This is a genomic window from Treponema sp., from assembly GCF_045641405.1.
In the GTDB taxonomy this organism is placed as follows: Bacteria; Spirochaetota; Spirochaetia; order Treponematales; family Treponemataceae; genus Treponema_D.
The window spans coordinates 1-16,575 of record NZ_JAZUGX010000009.1 but is presented as its reverse complement, the minus strand read 5'-3'; the positions used below and the strand labels follow the sequence as shown (position 1 = coordinate 16,575).

General features: G+C 42.3%; 16 protein-coding genes and 1 tRNA gene. 12 read left to right on the top strand and 5 right to left on the bottom strand.

The genetic code is table 11. The annotated features are described in order from the left end of the window. Nucleotides 1–1,245: 1,245 nt before the first annotated feature. Complete coding sequence (argA, locus tag ACKI39_RS02060) at nt 1,246–2,640, bottom strand: amino-acid N-acetyltransferase (protein ID WP_407397170.1); 1,395 nt, start codon at nt 2,638–2,640, stop codon at nt 1,246–1,248. 170 nt (nt 2,641–2,810) lie between these two features. Between argA and ACKI39_RS02055 the strand changes: the two genes are divergently transcribed. The 4 genes from ACKI39_RS02055 (at nt 2,811) to ACKI39_RS02040 (ending at nt 4,963) form a co-directional block, all read left to right on the top strand. Then, the gene (locus tag ACKI39_RS02055; RefSeq protein ID WP_407397168.1) at nt 2,811–3,350 is read left to right on the top strand and encodes a flavodoxin family protein; all 540 of its coding nucleotides are present in this window, start codon (nt 2,811–2,813) and stop codon (nt 3,348–3,350) included. A 64-nt stretch (nt 3,351–3,414) separates the two neighbouring features. After that, nucleotides 3,415–3,488, top strand: a tRNA-Val gene (locus ACKI39_RS02050). A gap of 72 nt (nt 3,489–3,560) precedes the next feature. Beyond that, the gene (locus tag ACKI39_RS02045) at nt 3,561–4,496 is read left to right on the top strand and encodes a DMT family transporter (protein ID WP_407397166.1); all 936 of its coding nucleotides are present in this window, start codon (nt 3,561–3,563) and stop codon (nt 4,494–4,496) included. Further along, a complete protein-coding gene (locus ACKI39_RS02040) occupies nt 4,493–4,963 on the top strand; it encodes an NUDIX hydrolase (RefSeq protein WP_407397164.1) in 471 nt (156 codons plus the stop codon). Before ACKI39_RS02045 ends, ACKI39_RS02040 begins: the two co-directional genes overlap by 4 nt. 79 nt (nt 4,964–5,042) lie before the next feature. Here ACKI39_RS02040 and pyrF read toward each other — a convergent pair whose 3' ends face one another. Continuing rightward, nucleotides 5,043–5,948 (bottom strand): orotidine-5'-phosphate decarboxylase, encoded by a 906-nt coding sequence (gene pyrF / locus ACKI39_RS02035; protein WP_318691550.1) that lies wholly within the window; start codon nt 5,946–5,948, stop codon nt 5,043–5,045. Nucleotides 5,949–5,977: 29 nt separating this feature from the next. Between pyrF and ACKI39_RS02030 the strand changes: the two genes are divergently transcribed. Continuing rightward, nucleotides 5,978–7,537, top strand: coding sequence for an OmpA family protein (locus ACKI39_RS02030; RefSeq protein WP_407397162.1), 1,560 nt, complete (start codon nt 5,978–5,980; stop codon nt 7,535–7,537). On the opposite strand, the gene ACKI39_RS02025 is transcribed toward ACKI39_RS02030, so the two are convergent. After that, nucleotides 7,521–9,497, bottom strand: a complete 1,977-nt coding sequence (locus ACKI39_RS02025; protein ID WP_407397160.1) for a diguanylate cyclase domain-containing protein — start codon at nt 9,495–9,497, stop codon at nt 7,521–7,523. The genes ACKI39_RS02030 and ACKI39_RS02025 overlap by 17 nt on opposite strands. Nucleotides 9,498–9,543: 46 nt before the next feature. Here ACKI39_RS02025 and ACKI39_RS02020 point away from each other — a divergent pair, with 46 nt between their 5' ends. After that, complete coding sequence (locus ACKI39_RS02020) at nt 9,544–9,993, top strand: low molecular weight protein-tyrosine-phosphatase (RefSeq protein WP_407397158.1); 450 nt, start codon at nt 9,544–9,546, stop codon at nt 9,991–9,993. An 8-nt stretch (nt 9,994–10,001) separates the two neighbouring features. On the opposite strand, the gene ACKI39_RS02015 is transcribed toward ACKI39_RS02020, so the two are convergent. Then, entirely contained in the window at nt 10,002–10,484 is a 483-nt protein-coding gene (locus tag ACKI39_RS02015) for a hypothetical protein (protein WP_407397156.1), read from the bottom strand. A 158-nt stretch (nt 10,485–10,642) separates the two neighbouring features. Between ACKI39_RS02015 and ACKI39_RS02010 the strand changes: the two genes are divergently transcribed. From ACKI39_RS02010 to ACKI39_RS01985, 6 genes are all read left to right on the top strand, one after another. Next, a complete protein-coding gene (locus ACKI39_RS02010; protein WP_407397154.1) occupies nt 10,643–11,101 on the top strand; it encodes a cupredoxin domain-containing protein in 459 nt (152 codons plus the stop codon). Between the two features lie 3 nt (nt 11,102–11,104). Next, nucleotides 11,105–11,779: a response regulator transcription factor gene (locus ACKI39_RS02005; RefSeq protein ID WP_407397152.1), complete on the top strand. Its 675-nt coding sequence runs from the start codon at nt 11,105–11,107 to the stop codon at nt 11,777–11,779. After that, a complete protein-coding gene (locus ACKI39_RS02000) occupies nt 11,776–13,170 on the top strand; it encodes an ATP-binding protein (protein ID WP_407397150.1) in 1,395 nt (464 codons plus the stop codon). The genes ACKI39_RS02005 and ACKI39_RS02000 overlap by 4 nt, the downstream gene beginning before the upstream one ends. Continuing rightward, nucleotides 13,167–13,883, top strand: coding sequence for a tRNA threonylcarbamoyladenosine dehydratase (locus ACKI39_RS01995; RefSeq protein ID WP_407397148.1), 717 nt, complete (start codon nt 13,167–13,169; stop codon nt 13,881–13,883). The genes ACKI39_RS02000 and ACKI39_RS01995 overlap by 4 nt, the downstream gene beginning before the upstream one ends. Further along, nucleotides 13,880–14,239, top strand: a complete 360-nt coding sequence (locus ACKI39_RS01990; protein WP_407397146.1) for a NifB/NifX family molybdenum-iron cluster-binding protein — start codon at nt 13,880–13,882, stop codon at nt 14,237–14,239. Before ACKI39_RS01995 ends, ACKI39_RS01990 begins: the two co-directional genes overlap by 4 nt. A gap of 306 nt (nt 14,240–14,545) precedes the next feature. Next, the gene (locus ACKI39_RS01985; protein WP_407397144.1) at nt 14,546–15,400 is read left to right on the top strand and encodes an RpnC/YadD family protein; all 855 of its coding nucleotides are present in this window, start codon (nt 14,546–14,548) and stop codon (nt 15,398–15,400) included. Nucleotides 15,401–15,671: 271 nt separating this feature from the next. On the opposite strand, the gene ACKI39_RS01980 is transcribed toward ACKI39_RS01985, so the two are convergent. Then, on the bottom strand, nt 15,672–16,575 hold a 904-nt coding region (locus tag ACKI39_RS01980; RefSeq protein ID WP_407397141.1), incomplete at its 5' end, for an IS3 family transposase.

The window sequence follows — 16,575 nt, the reverse complement described above, 5'->3', positions numbered from 1 at the left end:
ATTGCTATAGGATATGTGGTGGTTGAGGCTCTCGAAACTACCACATATTTTGTGGATATTGCTTGATTTCGACAGGCGGCATCAAGGAAACTACGTTGCCATGTCCAATCGGCGCAGCAACACTTTCTACGGACATAGCGTTTTTTATTTTGCTATTGCCTTGAAATTCATGAATTCCATATATAAATTTTCTAAATTTATGAATAGTGAATTTGTTTCATGTGAAACATTTGGATTCTACACCACTTATCCACAGTATGAATTCTGTGATTTTATGTATCTAACTCTATATATTATATAGACTTGCACGTGGTGGAGAGTTCTTTTTATCACGTTTTTCACCTAGTTTTCCACATTTTTGCGATAAATCTCGGTATAAAAGGTGGATTTTGCCTTTGGTTCTTACGCTTCACCCATACTACTTGCTGTGATTTCGTGTCGAAGAAGTTGTATTGAGTCCGCTTCCAATACCACGGGAAAAACTATATACCTTGCTTCTCTGTGGCAAGGTTGTTTGTTGAAGCTTATTTATAATCCTTGTTGAAATTGTTTCACATGAAACATCTTCTTTTTCTTTGTCTCTGTGGTGTTAAGAATGTTTCATGTGAAACAATTTAAAAGTTTTCGTCATGGTTTTGAATAATGTTTGAGTGAGCATAAACCTAAGTCTTTGACTGTTGAAAGTTGATATGGATAGGATTCGACTCCCTGAGTTTTGTCATTATCGGGCTTGATCCGATAATCAATTTTTTGAAGGTTATGTCTGTAGAAAGTGTTGCTGTATTATATGTGGTGGTTGAGTCTCTCGAAACTACGTTGCCAAGTCCAATCGGCGCAGCAACACTATTTCCGTACATCGCCTTTTTAAATAAGGGTTTACGCAAATGGATTCCCGTGTCTAGCACGGGAATGACACCTTTTTCAGTGGACTCAATTTTCATAGGTAAGTTTTGTTTCACGTGAAACGAATCTTACATTTCCTGTATGGAATAAGCAGCAATTATCGGGTATGGGTTGCTTTTTGCTGTAAATATTCCGAAATATATGGCTTTCTTGTTTCTTGAGATTTATAAAATATTATATATGGCGGAAGTGTAAGTGCACGATATAAATCTCGGCTTATTTGAATTTGTTTCACGTGAAACAAAAAAGGTCTGACAGGTAAGCATCTTACATCATTCTGAAACGGATTCAGAGGATCTCGTCTTACTTGTCAGACCTTTTCTGTTGATTTTGCTATAAGTGTTAGATTTTATATCTAAGTACCTTAGAACCTCTTTCTGGAGACCATTTTTCTTTTCTCTGCTGTGGTAGGGTTGAAATTTCTGATGGCGTAAAGCCAAGGTTTTCAAACCAGTCCGATGTCTGTGTTGTAAGAAGGAATAGTCCAGTGGCTTTCTTTTCTTTTGCTTGTTTCACGAGAAACTTTATCATCTTTGGACCTATGCCGATGTTTGAGCAGGTTTTGTCCACGGCTACAGCTGCTATTTCCATTTGGCCGTCTGGGTATGGTACCAAAGCAGCGCAGGCACGGATTGCACCGTCAAGTTCATATACAATGTAGTTCTGATACTGATTGTCCAGCTGTTCCTTTGTTCTTTGAAGGAGTATTCCCTGGTTTACAAAAGGTTGCATGAGGGTGATGACTTCAGAAATGTCGTCCCTGGTCATGGCTCTGATCTTTCCGTAGTTGTTGGTGTAGATCATGGTGCCAGACCCCAGGTCGCTGAAGATTTCACATGGAACAGTTCCGTCGATGGATCCGTTGATTATGTGTACACGGTCAACTCCTTCGTTGCAGGCTGTCTTGGCAAGTTTCAGCAAAGTGAAGATTGTTTCACGTGAAACATCCTTATTTTCTTCAGAAACTACCAAAGGTTCGGTAGAATTTCCCTGAATTTCTTCAGAATTTAACAATGCTTTGTTTGTTTCAATAAATTGGTCAACTTCTTCAATATTCATTGCAGGAACAGTTCCTTCTGATGAAGTTCCGATGTTTTCTGGGATTGTAAAGCTGGCGGTAGAAATTTCTGCATCTGACACCATGTAGAAAAGCTTGTCTGCCTTAAGGTGGATGGCAATCTGCTGGCTCAACTGTACGGAAGAAATGTTGTATGGTTTACCCGCTGCACTCCAACCGATGCAAGGGAAGATAGGGATGAAGCCGTTGTCAAGAATCGTCTTTACGGCATCAATCTGAAGCTTGTCGATCTCTCCGCTGGTACCATAGTCAAATCCGTCTATGACACCTTTGCTTCTTGCGCGAACCCAGTTGCCTATTACCGATGTGACTTTTTCTCCTGCAAAGGAAGTCATGATCTGGTTAGAAACATCAAAGGCCGCCATCTTGATTAATGGCATTGCTTCTGGTGGAGTGATGCGGCAGTTGTCATGGAATGTCCATTCAATGTTCGCCTCTGTTAAAATCTCGTTGATTCTCTTTGCGGCTCCAGGAACAAGAATGACCTTGAGTCCTGCTTCGTGGATCAGGCATAGGTCGCGGATGTGGCTTGAAAAATTCGGGCTGTCCAAAAGCCTGTCGTCAAGATAAACGACAACAACGGCATTCTTGAATTTTTTTATGTAGCGGATTACATCGCGGATTCTGTCCGCCTTTTCGTGGATCAAAACTTCATTCATAAGAAAAAAGTATCACTATGCAAGGTAAAATTCAATGAAAGTTTTATTATGACAAAAATCAAGAAAATGTCATAATAAACATGTTTGTAATTTTCTTAAAATAAACTGAAAATAGAATTTTACAAAGTCTATAAAGAAAATTATAATGGGTTCAAAAAAGAGGGGAAAAAATGAAAGCACTGGTAATAAATTGCAGTCCCGTCAGAAATGGGGCTACGGCAGAAATGGTAAAAATCGTAAGCGAAGAACTGAATGAAAAATATGAAGTAAAATCCATCTGCATCGACGATTATAAAATTGAATTCTGCAAAGGATGCAGAACCTGCCACGAAACGGCGAAGTGCAATTTGAAGGATGATTTTCTGTCTGTGGTAAAGGAATTCGAAAAAGCAGATGTAATCGTTTCTTGTGCTCCTTCCTATTGGGCAGACGTTCCAGGCCAGTTCAAGGTGTTCATCGACAGGTGGACTCCATGGTGCAACACCCATGAACCTCATGCAAAATTATTGGCAGGAAAAAAAGGTTATTCCATTGTTCAGAGAACGGGACCTGGGATGCACGAATGCGAAAGATTGATTCAGACCATCGAACATTTTTACGGCCATCTCGAAATCGAATGTGCTGGAAGAATTGGATTTACATCGGTAGAGAACAGGGAAGATCTTCTGAAGCACAAGGCTGAACTGATAGAATTCTGCAGCAACATTTAGAGGGAGAATTTTTTCTTTCCCTCTAGACACAAAAGTGAAAATTCTATATATTCTTAATCACGTCGGGCGCTTAGCTCAGCTGGTACGAGCGTCTGGTTTACACCCAGAATGTCGGGGGTTCGATCCCCTCAGCGCCCACTACAAAGCTTCATGTTCTGCATGGAGCTTTTTTTATTTTTAAATGAAAACAAAATCGTAAAGGAGGACACCATGAAAAACAGTTCAGCCTGTCCAAAATCCCTTGGAATTTTTTTTGCGGTAATCACCATCTTTATCTGGGGCATAACTTTTGTTTCAACAAAATACCTTTTGAAAAATTTTTCTGCCTTTGAAATTCTTTTTGTAAGATTCATCCTTGCATACCTTGGACTTTGGATCATCAAGCCTGTTCCATTAAAGCTGGAGAACAAAAAAGACAATGTCTGGTTTTTCCTTGCGGGACTTTCAGGAATCATCATCTATCAGTTTACGGAGAACGCAGCCATCTCATTTACAACTGCATCAAACGTAAGCATCATAGTTTCCATCTGTCCAATGTTCACCGCCATCATTGCCCAGATTTTTTTTAAGGAAAAACACATCACCATATTTTTTATAGTGGGATTCATCATTGCAATTTCAGGAATCGTTCTTGTCAGCCTGAACGGAGCTTCGGGCCTTCATTTCAATCCAAAGGGCGATCTGCTTGCCTTGGCATCTGCGGTCTGCTGGGGTTTCTATTCCATGGCCGTTTCAAAAATCAACAGCATGAACCTTGACAGGATTCTCTGTACTAGACGGATGTTTTTTTACGCAGTGATCACCATGATTCCTTTTGCAGTTTTCGGGATTTTTGAAAATGAACCATCGAGTTCCTTCTACCTGAACATGGATGCACAGAAAAATGCGGAAAGATTTTCAAGTCTGGTTTCCTGGGCAAATTTCTGCTTCCTTGGTCTTGGTGCTTCCGCCTTTTGTTTTGTAGTATGGAACGTTGCCTGCAAGACTCTTGGCACTGTCAAGGTTACCGTCGGCATTTACATGATTCCAGTTGTAACGATTATTTTTGCTTTCTTCATTCTTGGAGAAAAACTGACAGTTCTTGGAGCTGTGGGCTGCGTGCTTACAATCGCGGGTCTTGCAATTTCCAACAGGGGGAATAAATGAAATCGCCATTGACCACACTTTGCTACATTGAAAAAGACGGCTGCTACCTCATGCTTCACCGCGTAAAAAAGCAGAACGACATAAACAAAGACAAGTGGATCGGAGTTGGAGGTCATTTTGAATTTGGCGAAAGTCCAGAAGATTGCCTTCTGCGTGAAGTAAAGGAAGAAACGGGCCTTGTTTTGAATTCATATAAATTCCGCGGAATCGTAACTTTTGTAAGCCGTGAGGACGGAAAGGATGACGTGTGCGAATACATGTGCCTTTACACAAGCGATGATTTTTCCGGAGAGCTCATTGACTGCGATGAAGGAAAGCTTGAATGGGTAAAAAAATCGGAATTCAAAAACCTGAATTTCTGGGAAGGGGATTACGTGTTCCTTGACCTGATAGAAAAAAATGCACCGTTCTTTTCTCTTAAGCTTGTGTACAAAAACGGCCGCCTGATTGAAACAGTAATTTCGTAAATGAACTCATCTTAAAATAAAAACCCCATGGCTAAAGACAATTTCAACCATGGGGTTTTTGATGAATGGAAAATCAAAATCAGAATCTAAGCAAATCTTCCTTTGAAGCAATGGCAGCCTTTGCGGCGGAAGTTACGATGTCTGCCATTGTAACGGTTCCATTTTCTACCTTTGCAGTGCAGTCAGAATCTTTCTTCCATGCGCAGAGAATTCCGCGTGAAGAGTTTACTGTTCCGCCGGCTTCCTTCATGAGAGTACCGCAGATCTTTGCATCTCCACCCTGGGCACCGTAGCCTGGGATAAGGAAGTAGATGTCCTTGTATGCATCCCTCAATGCCTTGGCGTCGCTTTCTTCAGTACAGCCGACAACAGCACCAACAGGAGAACAAGTCTGGTCTGGATAGGTAGCCTTCATTTCCTGGCTTATTCTTTCAAGTTCATTTCCAACCTGATCAAGGACTCTTCCGCCGTCCTTAAGTTCCTTCTGCTCAATGTCCACCATGCCAGGGTTGCTTGTCCTCAGAAGAACAAAGATTCCTTTGCCTGCTTTTGTGCAGTATTCTGTAAAAGGTTTGAGCGTGTCGAATCCCATGTAAGGATTGATAGTGATGATGTCTGTTTCAAAGTCACCGGTAAAGTGTGCCCTTGCGTATGCACCTGCAGTTGCCGCAATATCTCCGCGCTTGATGTCTGAAATGCAGATGAGTCCCGATTCCTTTACCAGCTTAAGGGTTTCGGCATAAACCTTGATTCCTTCAATTCCCATTGCTTCGTAATAGGCAATCTGAACCTTAAAACAGCAGGCGCTTTTGTCCTCTGCAATTTTCTTGATGAGCTGCCTGTTGTATTCAAGTACAGCCTGGGCTGGGCTTTCAAATGTCTTGAGTATTGATTCTGGAATATATGATGGGTCAGTATCAAGTCCAACGCAAAGTGGTCCGTTCTTTACGGCCAGTTCCTGTAAAATCTGCATATTGTGTTTCATAGCTGCGATTATACTCCGATAATAAAAATATGAACAGAGTACAGAAAATCTTCTTGATATTGATATCGACAATAATATTGGCTTTAGTTGCCATGCCACTATATGGGCAGGAAACGCTCCTTCAATATAACGGCAGTGGAAGTTACATTTACATTGAACGCACAGATCTTCGACGCTACGACAACGGAAAGTATACTGGGCTTGTAAGCCGTGAAATTCGTTCCTTCATCAGTCCTATGGGAGTTCCTAAGGGAGGCAACCCTAGGGACAGTTATTATGACGGCAATTTCTATGTTGCGGAAGGAACCTTGCGTGCAAGGGCATCCGTTGGAGAGGAAATCAACAATTCAATTCCTTCGACATTCAAGATAACTCCTGACGGACAACTGGTAATGATCAAGGATAATGGCTATCCGACTTTCAGAAGTTTCCCTGCCTTTACAAGAAAAGCCATAAAATATGGTGACAGATGGCAGGCAAAGGCAGAGCGTGTGGTGGATCCTTTGAACAAAGGCGTAAAAACAAAGATGCCTATTTATGTTGAATACACCTACCTTCGAGATGACAGTTTTCATGGGGAAGAAGTCTATGTAATCGGTGCACAGTGGGCAACGCGATATGGCCTGGCCGCAACTTTGGATTTTGGTGGTGACAGGGATTTGAAATTTGCCCAGGGTAGCCATAAGGCAAACATCCTTGTAAGCAAGGTGACAGGCAATGCTCTGGTTGTTAGGGATACAGTCGATGAAGAATTCCAGTATACGGATGGGACTAAAGTTGCCTTTAAGGGTACAATTTCCATGTTTACGGAATACCCTCCTGCATACGACAAGGAAAAGCTTTTCCCAGCTCTTCAGCGCATAGCATCTGTATCCAAAGAAGAACTTAAGGAAATTATGGATAATCCAGTAACAGATTCTTCCTGGATGGATACAGGCAAGGTGGCAGATAAGGCTTCAGGAACAGGAGCAGGGGGCAGTTCTGGTGACAGTTTGGAGGACTCTGCGATTTCTGGCGTTGGTATGGGAGCAGAAAAAGAAAAGGCTTTGGCTAAAGCTGGTGACAGAACAGTGGATGAAAATATATCCAGTAAAAAAGATAAACCCAATAAAGGTACAGATAATGGAAGGAATTTGGAGAAAAAAGCATCTGTATCTAAAAAATTGGACACAAAGCTTGTAGAAAGCAATATGGGTGCAGAATCATCCACAGGAGAAACCAAGGTTACAGTTGAAAATACAGCTGCAGGAATCCGCCTTACGATGCAGAACTTAAAATTCAAGCCAGACAGTGCAGAACTTTTGGGAGGCGAAAGCCAGCGCCTTGATGACATTGCAGATCTTCTTAAAATGGTGCCAGATCAGATGATTCTTATAGAGGGACACACCGCAAGTGTCGGTAATCCAAAGGGAGAGATGCAGTTGTCCTTGGAACGTGCAGATTCAATAAAAAAGGCCCTTGTAAAGCGAGGTGTGGGTGCAGATAAATTCATCGTAAAGGGGTCAGGAGGAACAAAGCCAGTGGCAGACAATTCAACGGCAGCTGGAAAGGCAAGAAACCGCCGCGTAGAGATTACGATTCTTGAATAGCCCTTCTTGTTCTGTATTTTGACTGCTTTTCCTTATAAAGCTCGTTGTCGGCAATGGCAAGGAGCTTTTCAAGGTCTGCTTCTTCGTTTCCGTTGAATTCAACGCACCCTATGCTGATGGAAAGTGTAAAGCTTTCCCCAGACTTTTCATTGTATTCCCTGCATTTTGCTTCAAGCTTGCTTTTGATGTCCTTAAATTTCTCAAGATTCATTTCTGGTGCAATGACTGCAAATTCATCACCGCCAAGTCTTCCAATTATGTCTGACGAGCGGAAGAGGCTTCTTAAAATAACTGCTTCTGCCTTGATGGCTGTATCTCCTGCAGCATGACCGTAAGTATCGTTTATTACCTTGAGTCCGTCCATGTCTCCAAAAAGAACAAGCCCCTTCTTCCCAAGTTCGATTGAATTCTCAATGGCAGTCTTGCCGTGGGAAATGAATCCGCGCCTGTTAAGCAATCCCGTCATTTCGTCAGTAACGGAAACAAGCCTGATGTTGCTGTTTTCAAGTTCAAGCTGCCTTTTCTTTTCAAGGGCTTCAAGGGAATTGCTTGCACGGGCAATGGTGGAGGAAAGCATCTTGAATGTCGTACCATAGATCGCAGGATCAAGTGGACCAGGCTTAAAAAGTGCATATCCGTAAAGAATGGAATTGCTGTAGATAGAAATTACATTCATCTCATGGAGCGAAGAAAGATGACCTTCTGGAATCAGACTGTCATTTGGATTAAAAGGTGCTCTGTTTATGGATTTGTCGTAATGAAGATTTGCGCTAATGTCATATGAACTGAGCACATGGGCTTTTGATGGCATGGTGAAATATTCAAACTTGTCCGTTTCGACAGGCTTGTCAAAAAGAACGACCGCAGCCGATGAAATCTTCAAGGACAAAAGATCAGATTCAATGCGCTGTGAAAGTTCATCGATAAGTATTCCGCTTTCAAGGTTTGAATAAAGCTGTATGATCCTTATGAAACTGTTTCTATTGTTGTTCCATTGTGAATGGAAGGCTCCCTTGTTTTCGACTTTCAGGGAGGATTCCTTTCCCTTGAAATTTCTGTATCTGCTCTTGTCCTGGTCAAGGGAAATGCAACCGCAGGACTGTCTGAAATAAATGGAAGAATGTATTGTGACAGTGTCTGTTATGACCTTGTTCTTGTGGACCATATTGTAAAGAATTTTCGCCGCATAGTAGGCCTGCTTTTCAACGTTCTGGTTTATTGAAGTCAATGTTGGAGAATAGTAAATCGCATCCTCTTCATCATCAAAGCCTGTGACGATGACATCCTTTGGTATCCTTATGTTGCAGGAAGTAAGATAATCAATGGCGGCAAAAGCAAGGGAATCCGTTGTGCATATAAGACAGTCGAATCTGAACTTGCTGTTTTTTCTCTTGTAATCCTGAATCCCGCTGATGGCGCTGTCGTAGGAAAAATCGTTGCAGGAGATTATGTTGTCGTCACTAATGGAAATCCTGTGGCTTTCAAAGGTTGAATTCAAAACCATGACCCTTTGAAGAATATCCAGGGATGGTGATTTAGGAATGAAGATTGCAGGATGGGTACATTTATGTTTTTTTACAAGATGCTCAGCCATTTGAACCATGGATTCCTTGCTTGAAGAAACAATGCAAGGATAGTCGTTGTAATCGTGGCCGATGCATACCACAGGAATGTTAAGGAAAGATTTAAGGTATGAATGGATCTGTTCCGCAGAGGAGTTTGCCTGCTGAGGACCGCAGACAAAAATCAGTCCGTCAATGTTGTTCTTGTTCAAAAGGGAGGCGACCGCAAGCCTTTGATATCCAAAGGTATTGCCCTTGTAGTTTAAGGAGCCGCATGGAAAGACAAGAAACTCAACCTCTTTGCTGTTGAAGAATTTCAATGCACCTTCAATCAATCTTTGTGAATAAACTGATTCCGTGTAGTCTAAAAAAAGTGCAAATCTCTTCCGATCCTTCATTTTAAAAATTATATACTGAATTGGAGATTTCTGCTACAAATATTCCATGACAAGAATTCTATTTATATGCCATGGAAACATCTGCCGTTCAACGATGGCGGAATTTGTAATGAAGGATCTGGTAAGGAAAGCAGGAAGGGAAGCTGAATTTTTCATTGATTCAAAGGCGACCAGCACAGAGGAGCTGGGAAATCCACCACATCCAGGAACCGTAAGAAAAATGCAGCAGGTTGGAATTCCAATGAATCCCCATCGGGCAAGCCAGATGAAAAAAAGCGACTATGAAGCTTTTGATTTGATTCTTGGAATGGACAGCTGGAACATCCGCAACATTTTAAAAATAACAGGGGGCGACAGTGAAGGCAAAGTGCACATGCTCCTTGACTACACCGACCACCCCCGTGACATCGCAGACCCCTGGTATACACACAATTTTGATGAGACGTACAACGACGTCCTTGAGAGCTGCGAGGCGCTCTTAAAGTCTATTGCCTGACGAAAGCCTTATTTTGCATTTGCAGTATCAAGGGCTGGACCAACGGCGCGGAAGTTGTGGACATTGATGCACCATGCTTCTGCCGTCTCTGTGTCGGTGTTGAATTTCTGCACGGTGATCCAGTGACCTGCCTTAAGGTTGTCGATGGCAAGCTTTTCGATAATGAAAGGGAATTCAGGTTTATCCTTCTTATCTCCCTTCTTTGCTTTTGGCGGAGTCCTTCTAGGTTCCACAAGGGCAATCTTAGTCAAAGGATTGACATGGATCTTCCTGTTTTTTCCGTCTGCGTCTGTTATGACGATGGTCTGTGAATCAAGGTTGACGCTGCTGATGGTTCCCATAATCTGCTTTTCTGCAAAATTGAAAGGTCCGTGATGACCTGCAAAACCAGGTCCCTTTCTTCCTTCCGTCTTCTGTGCAAAAACAGGCACTGCGCTAAGAACGGCAATTGTTGCTGCGATGGCAACTGTCTTGATCTTGTTAAGTTTCATAATGATTCCTCCTAAACTCTCTCATTGGTTTATCTGATCATAAATATAGCGCAAGGCAATTCCAAAATCATTAGAAAAGGATTCTTAGTAAATTAGAAAGTTTTAATCTTTTATTTGTAGTTATGGACAATTTTCCAATATAATTTATTATTAGTATTGTGAATAAGTTATCGATTGCATTCGCATGTCTTGTCATTTCCTCTACAATGGCCTTTGCGGAGGGTGAAGCCGCTGCAGGAAAAAGGGATTATGTTCCTTATCGGGGAATGAGGGTGACTACGGAGCAGCAGGAATTCAAGGTAAGGACTCTTATGGCAAAAAGGAATTTCAATGAAGAGAATTCCCTTATGGAAATAACCGTCAGGTTTTCCATGCCGATTGATCCCCGTACGGTCAATGCTTCAACGGTTCTTATAAACGGAAAAAAATCCGGCTCCAATGTCATATTCAATTATGGAAGAAAGGGCGAAAGCGTAAGGATAACGATCATAAATGCGGATGAAGATTCCTTTACGATAAAGTTTGACGGCGTTGAATCTTACAAGGGCGATGGACTTAAGGAAACGGAATTTGAAAATATTCAGAATGGAACAGAATTGATCTTGGGACGGCAGTGAATTATGGAAAAGATACTTGTAGTAGAAGACGATGATGGAATCGCAGAATTCGAGACGCTTGAGCTTGAGCATGAAGGCTTTGAAATCAAGAGGGCGGTCAATGGAAGGGAAGCATTGGAATTTTTTGAATCCTTTGCCCCAGATGTGATCCTTCTTGATGTGATGTTGCCTGAACTGAGTGGACTTGAAGTGCTTAGAAGAATAAGAAAAACCTCAAGTGTACCTGTCATCATGGTCAGTGCCCGCGGAGAAACCTATGACAAGGTAAACGGTCTTGATGCTGGAGCCGATGACTATATCGCAAAGCCCTTTGAAATCGAGGAACTTTTAGCCCGTTTGCGTGCCGTCATCCGAAGAAGCGACAAGACGAATGCAGAGGGAAAGACATACGGCGTCGGAAACCTTGTGCTGAACACGGAAAGCATGGAAGTGACCAACAACGGGGAATTGATCGAACTTTCAAAGACTGAATACCTTCTCCTTAAGTGCCTCCTTTCCAACATGGATGTGGTCCTTAGCCGTGATTCAATAATCGACCAGGTATGGGGCGAGGGGCACAGCATCGATGTAAATGCCGTAGATGTATACATCCGCTATCTAAGGAGCAAGCTGGGAGAAGGAATCATCTCGACGGTTCGCGGAGCAGGTTATGTAATCAGATCGGAGCAGAAGAATTGAAAAAGTCCTTCCTAAGATCAAAGGCGCTTCGTCTATCCCTGGCTTTTTCTGGTCTCATAGCTGCCCTTATAATTGTCTTTGTTATTCTTTTTGCCTATGTAATAAGGCGTAACGACAGAACAAGGCAGAGCAATTTTCTTTCTAAGACTGCAGAATCCGTGAAGGATATTATGGAAAAAGTAGGGCCAGATATGGTGACAGAATCTGACTTCATGGAGATACCTTATTTTGTTTCGGTATGTGCCTATGAGGAAGCAACGGGCAAAACCGTCTATTCCAACGACCCCTTCATCCGAAATCTTCCAAAGTCGGAGGAAAAGGCAGTAACGTACATAGAAAAGAATTATTTCATAGATGGAGACCTTAATGTCCTATATAGGACGCTGACCTTTAAGACTGGCGGAATTTCCTATGTGGTACAGGTTTCCGTAAACATGGAGCGCGATTTCGCATCAAGGCTCATAAAGGAACTGTATTTTGCCATCGTTCTGTTCAGTCTTCCTTTGGTGTTGGTTTCCTTTCTTGCTTCATATTTCATAATCAAATCGACCATCAGTCCAGTCAAGAAAATGACGGAAACGGCAAAAAAGATGTCCTATTCAAGCGACAACCACTTCCATGTTGCTGGCAGTGGCGATGAATTTGACCGCCTGGCGGAAACCTTCAATACGTTGTTTGCCAGATTGAAGCAGGATTTTGAGAGGGAAAAGCAGTTTACCTCCGATGTTTCCCATGAGCTTAAGACTCCCATAGCAGTAATTGCTGGGCATGCAAACCTGATCCGCCGCTGGGGAAAGGATGATCCAGTTCAGCTTGAAAAATCATTGGGACGCCTTACGGCGGAAGTCCATACGATGCAGGCAATTGTCGATAACCTTCTTCAGATTTCGCGTCTTGAACGGGGGACAATAAAGCTGGAAAAGAAACCTGTGCCGATCATGGAATTGTCCCAGAGGCTTAAGGAAGATACGGAAGCATGGGCGGACACAGCGACTGTAACGGTAACAGATATGGGTACAGAAACAATCGTGTGCGATTCAGAGCTTCTATATGAATCCATGACCATCATCGTTTCAAACAGCGTAAAGTATGCAAAACCTAACAAAGTGAACATTATAATAGAAGAAAAGGTGACAGAAAGGGGTGCAGAATTATCCATAATGGATGACGGTCCTGGCATAAAGAAGGAAGCTCTTCCCCATGTCCTTGAAAGATTCTATAGAGCTGATGAATCCCACAACAGGGACAAGGAAAAAGGCGGATCTGGACTTGGACTTGCAATCGTAAAGACCATTATGGAAGTCCATGGAGGAAGGGTACAGATTGACAGCGATGGGGTCAAGGGGACAACTGTGACCATGATATTTCCTCGGGAAGAAGGTAAAAGATGAGCAAGGAGCAGTTTGCAAGGATACAGATTATCTATGGCGCAGACGCAATGGAAAAGCTATATGGAGCAAAGGTTGCGGTTTTTGGAGTAGGCGGAGTCGGAGGATATGTGGCAGAAGCCCTTGCAAGAAGCGGAGTCGGTCAACTTATGCTTGTTGACAATGATACCGTATCTGTCACCAATCTCAACAGACAGATCATTGCCCTGCACAGTACCATTGGAAAGTCAAAGGTACAGGCAATGAAAGAAAGATGCCTGGATATAAATCCAGATATGATAATAGAAGAGAAAGAATGTTTTTTCTTGCCAGAAAACAGCGATGGTTTCGATTTCAATGGATACAGTTATATCGTTGATGCCGTTGATACTGTCTCAGCTAAGATTGAAATAATCAAAAAAGCAAAGGAATCAGGGATACCTGTGATCAGCAGCATGGGTGCAGGAAACAAAACCGATCCTTCAAAATTTATGGTGGCAGATATCGAAAAAACCAGTGTCTGTCCCCTTGCCAGGGTGATGAGGCGTGAGCTGAAGGCCAGAGGTATTAGGAATGTAAAGGTTGTATATTCCACAGAACAGCCAAAGGTGACAGAAAAGGGTACAGAAATGAAGGGTGGCGGCATAGCCCCTGGAAGCACGGCATTTGCCCCTTCCGCAGCAGGATTGCTTATAGCAGCAACTTTAATAAATGATTTAACAGGGGTAAAAGGATGATCATTGCGACAACCTTAGACAAGGAAACAGGTGAAGTATTCCAGCATTTTGGAAGGACCCAGCATTTCAAGCTCTATACGATTGAAGATGGAAAGGTGACAGATTCAAAGGTGATAGATAACGGTGGTTTTGGGCATCATGACCTTGCAACATACCTGAAGGGACTTGGAGTGGAGACCCTTCTTCTTGGTAATAGAGGTCAGGGAGCCATCGATGCCTTGAACAATGCAGGCATAAAACAGGTTGCTGGTGTTACAGGCGATGCAGATAAGGCTGTTGAAAAAATGCTGAAGGGTGTGCTCATCACGAATCCAAACGCCCTGTGCGACCACCATGGACATGGGCATCATCATTAAAAAATAAAAGCTGAATCCATCAAGACTTTCAAAGAAATTTTCTTTTCTGCCAGCCAACGGATTTGTTCGCGCCTACGGCGCTCACGGGTGTCACATGGATTGGATTTTCCTACGGAAAATCTTGGGTGCTGGTAGCATTCTAGAAGCAAGGATCTTCTGTAACTTTCGTCACATGAATTTTTCCACAATTCTTGATTGTCTTAAAATATACCTTTTGACTGAATTTTTTTAGAATTTTACACATGAAACCGCCTGTTTTTACTTTTTTACGGTTATTAAATATACAGGGAGGGACAGGAGGTATTTATGTGCAATATCAAACGGAGATCAAAGGATTCAGTCTTTACGACCCTATTCAGCCACAAGGAATATGCCCTGCAGCTGTTCAAGGTTCTTCATCCAGAAGAGGAGGACGCCACGGAGAAGGACATCGAGATAATCACCATCGACAATGTGTTTACCGACGGCATCTACAACGACCTTGGACTGATGTTCAGGGACCGCCTCATCATCCTGGCGGAGGCCCAGTCGACTTGGAACGGCAACATGGCAGTCCGCAGCCTCCTTTACCTTTCGGAGACCTACAAGCGGTACATCGGAAAGAACGGCATCTCCCTTTTCACGTCCTCGACGGTGCAGCTTCCCGTTCCTGAGATCTATGTTATCTATACGGGAGACAGGGGCAACCATCCCGACGAGATCCTTCTCTCCGAACATTTTCCCAAAGATTCCGCCTCCCCACTACAACTAAGGGTGAAAATGGTCTATGATGGCAGAGAAGGTGATATAATCTACCAGTACATAAATTTCTGCAGGGTCTTCGACGACACGCGCAGGAAATATCCCGAAAGCATAGTCTTTGCCGTAAAGGAAACCTTCAGGATATGCTGTGACAGGAAGCTACTTGCAGGATTTCTTAAGGAACACGAACTGGAGCTGTATGACATTATGTATGACTTTTTATACAATGAAGAATACTGGCGAAAGCTTATGCTGCGCGATGAACGCATGAAAGCCAGGGCAGAAGGCCTTGCAGAGGGGGCCCACGACAAGGCTGTGGAGACCGCAAAAAGCGCCATTGCGATGGGGCTTAGCGTAGAGCAGACAGTGAAGCTCACAGGGCTTACTGCAGAGGAGATCAATCAGCTCATGCAGAACTGAGGGCAAGGTAAATTATTCCGTTGCTGTGATGGTTTTGATGGGGTGATGCCAACGGATTTGTTCGCGCCTACGGCGCTCACGGGTGTCACATGGATTGGATTTTCCTACGGAAAATCTTGTTTAAGAATATTGTGATTTTTTCTTATATGTTGAACTATTCTGTTAAGAAATATAACTTGATGTAACTATAGAAAAATAAAATTGAAGTTAATAAAAAAGAGGCTGCCATGATGAAGTGCATGAAGTGCACCCCAATTATTGGACACTTTAACTAGGCTGATTTTAAGGACTGATTCCTGAATTGTAAAGGGGTCAGTCCTTTTAATTTAACCTTAATTCTCTTTTCATTGTACCATTCAAGGTATTCAACCAATTCTCTCTTAAACTGTTCAACGGATTCAAAAGTTTGTAAGTACAAAAGTTCTGATTTTAATAATCCAAAAAAGTTTTCCATTACTGAATTATCAAGACAGTTTCCCTTTCTCGACATACTTTGTCTGATTCCTTTTTTCTTGAGTCTCCTTTGGTAATCATACATTTGGTACTGCCACCCCTGGTCTGAATGAAGAATCAAATTGGTACCATCAGGAATCTTTTCAAAGGCTTTATCAAGCATATCGACTGTTTGAGCGTAGTTTGGAGTTTCAGAAATATTCCAGCTGACTAATGACTGATCATGTAAATCTAAAATTGGTGAAAGATAAAGTTTAGTTCCGAATACATTGAATTGAGTTACATCAGTTACCCATTTTTCATTTGATTTCGTTGTACTGAAATCACGCTTTAGAAGATTTGGTGCAATTTTTCCAACTTGACCTTTGTATGAGTTGTATTTATGTTGACGAACCTTACACACAATATGTTCTTCATGCATAAGTTTCTGAATTACTTTGTGATTTGTTGACTTTCCTCTGTTCCTGAATTCAAGAGTAATTCTTCTGTACCCGTATCGCCCTTTATTTGCATGATAAATCTGATGAACAAGTTCTCGTTCTTCTTTATGCATGTCTTGTTTCGGGTGACTTTCTGAATAATAAAATGAGCTTCTTGGCAATCCTGTAAGTTTTACTAAATCTGAAACATTAAACTTTGACCTTAGTTCTCTGACAGCTGAGATTTTTCTTTCTCTTTTTTCTGCTGCTGTTTCTTCCTGTCGTCTTCCTGAACTAAGGCCA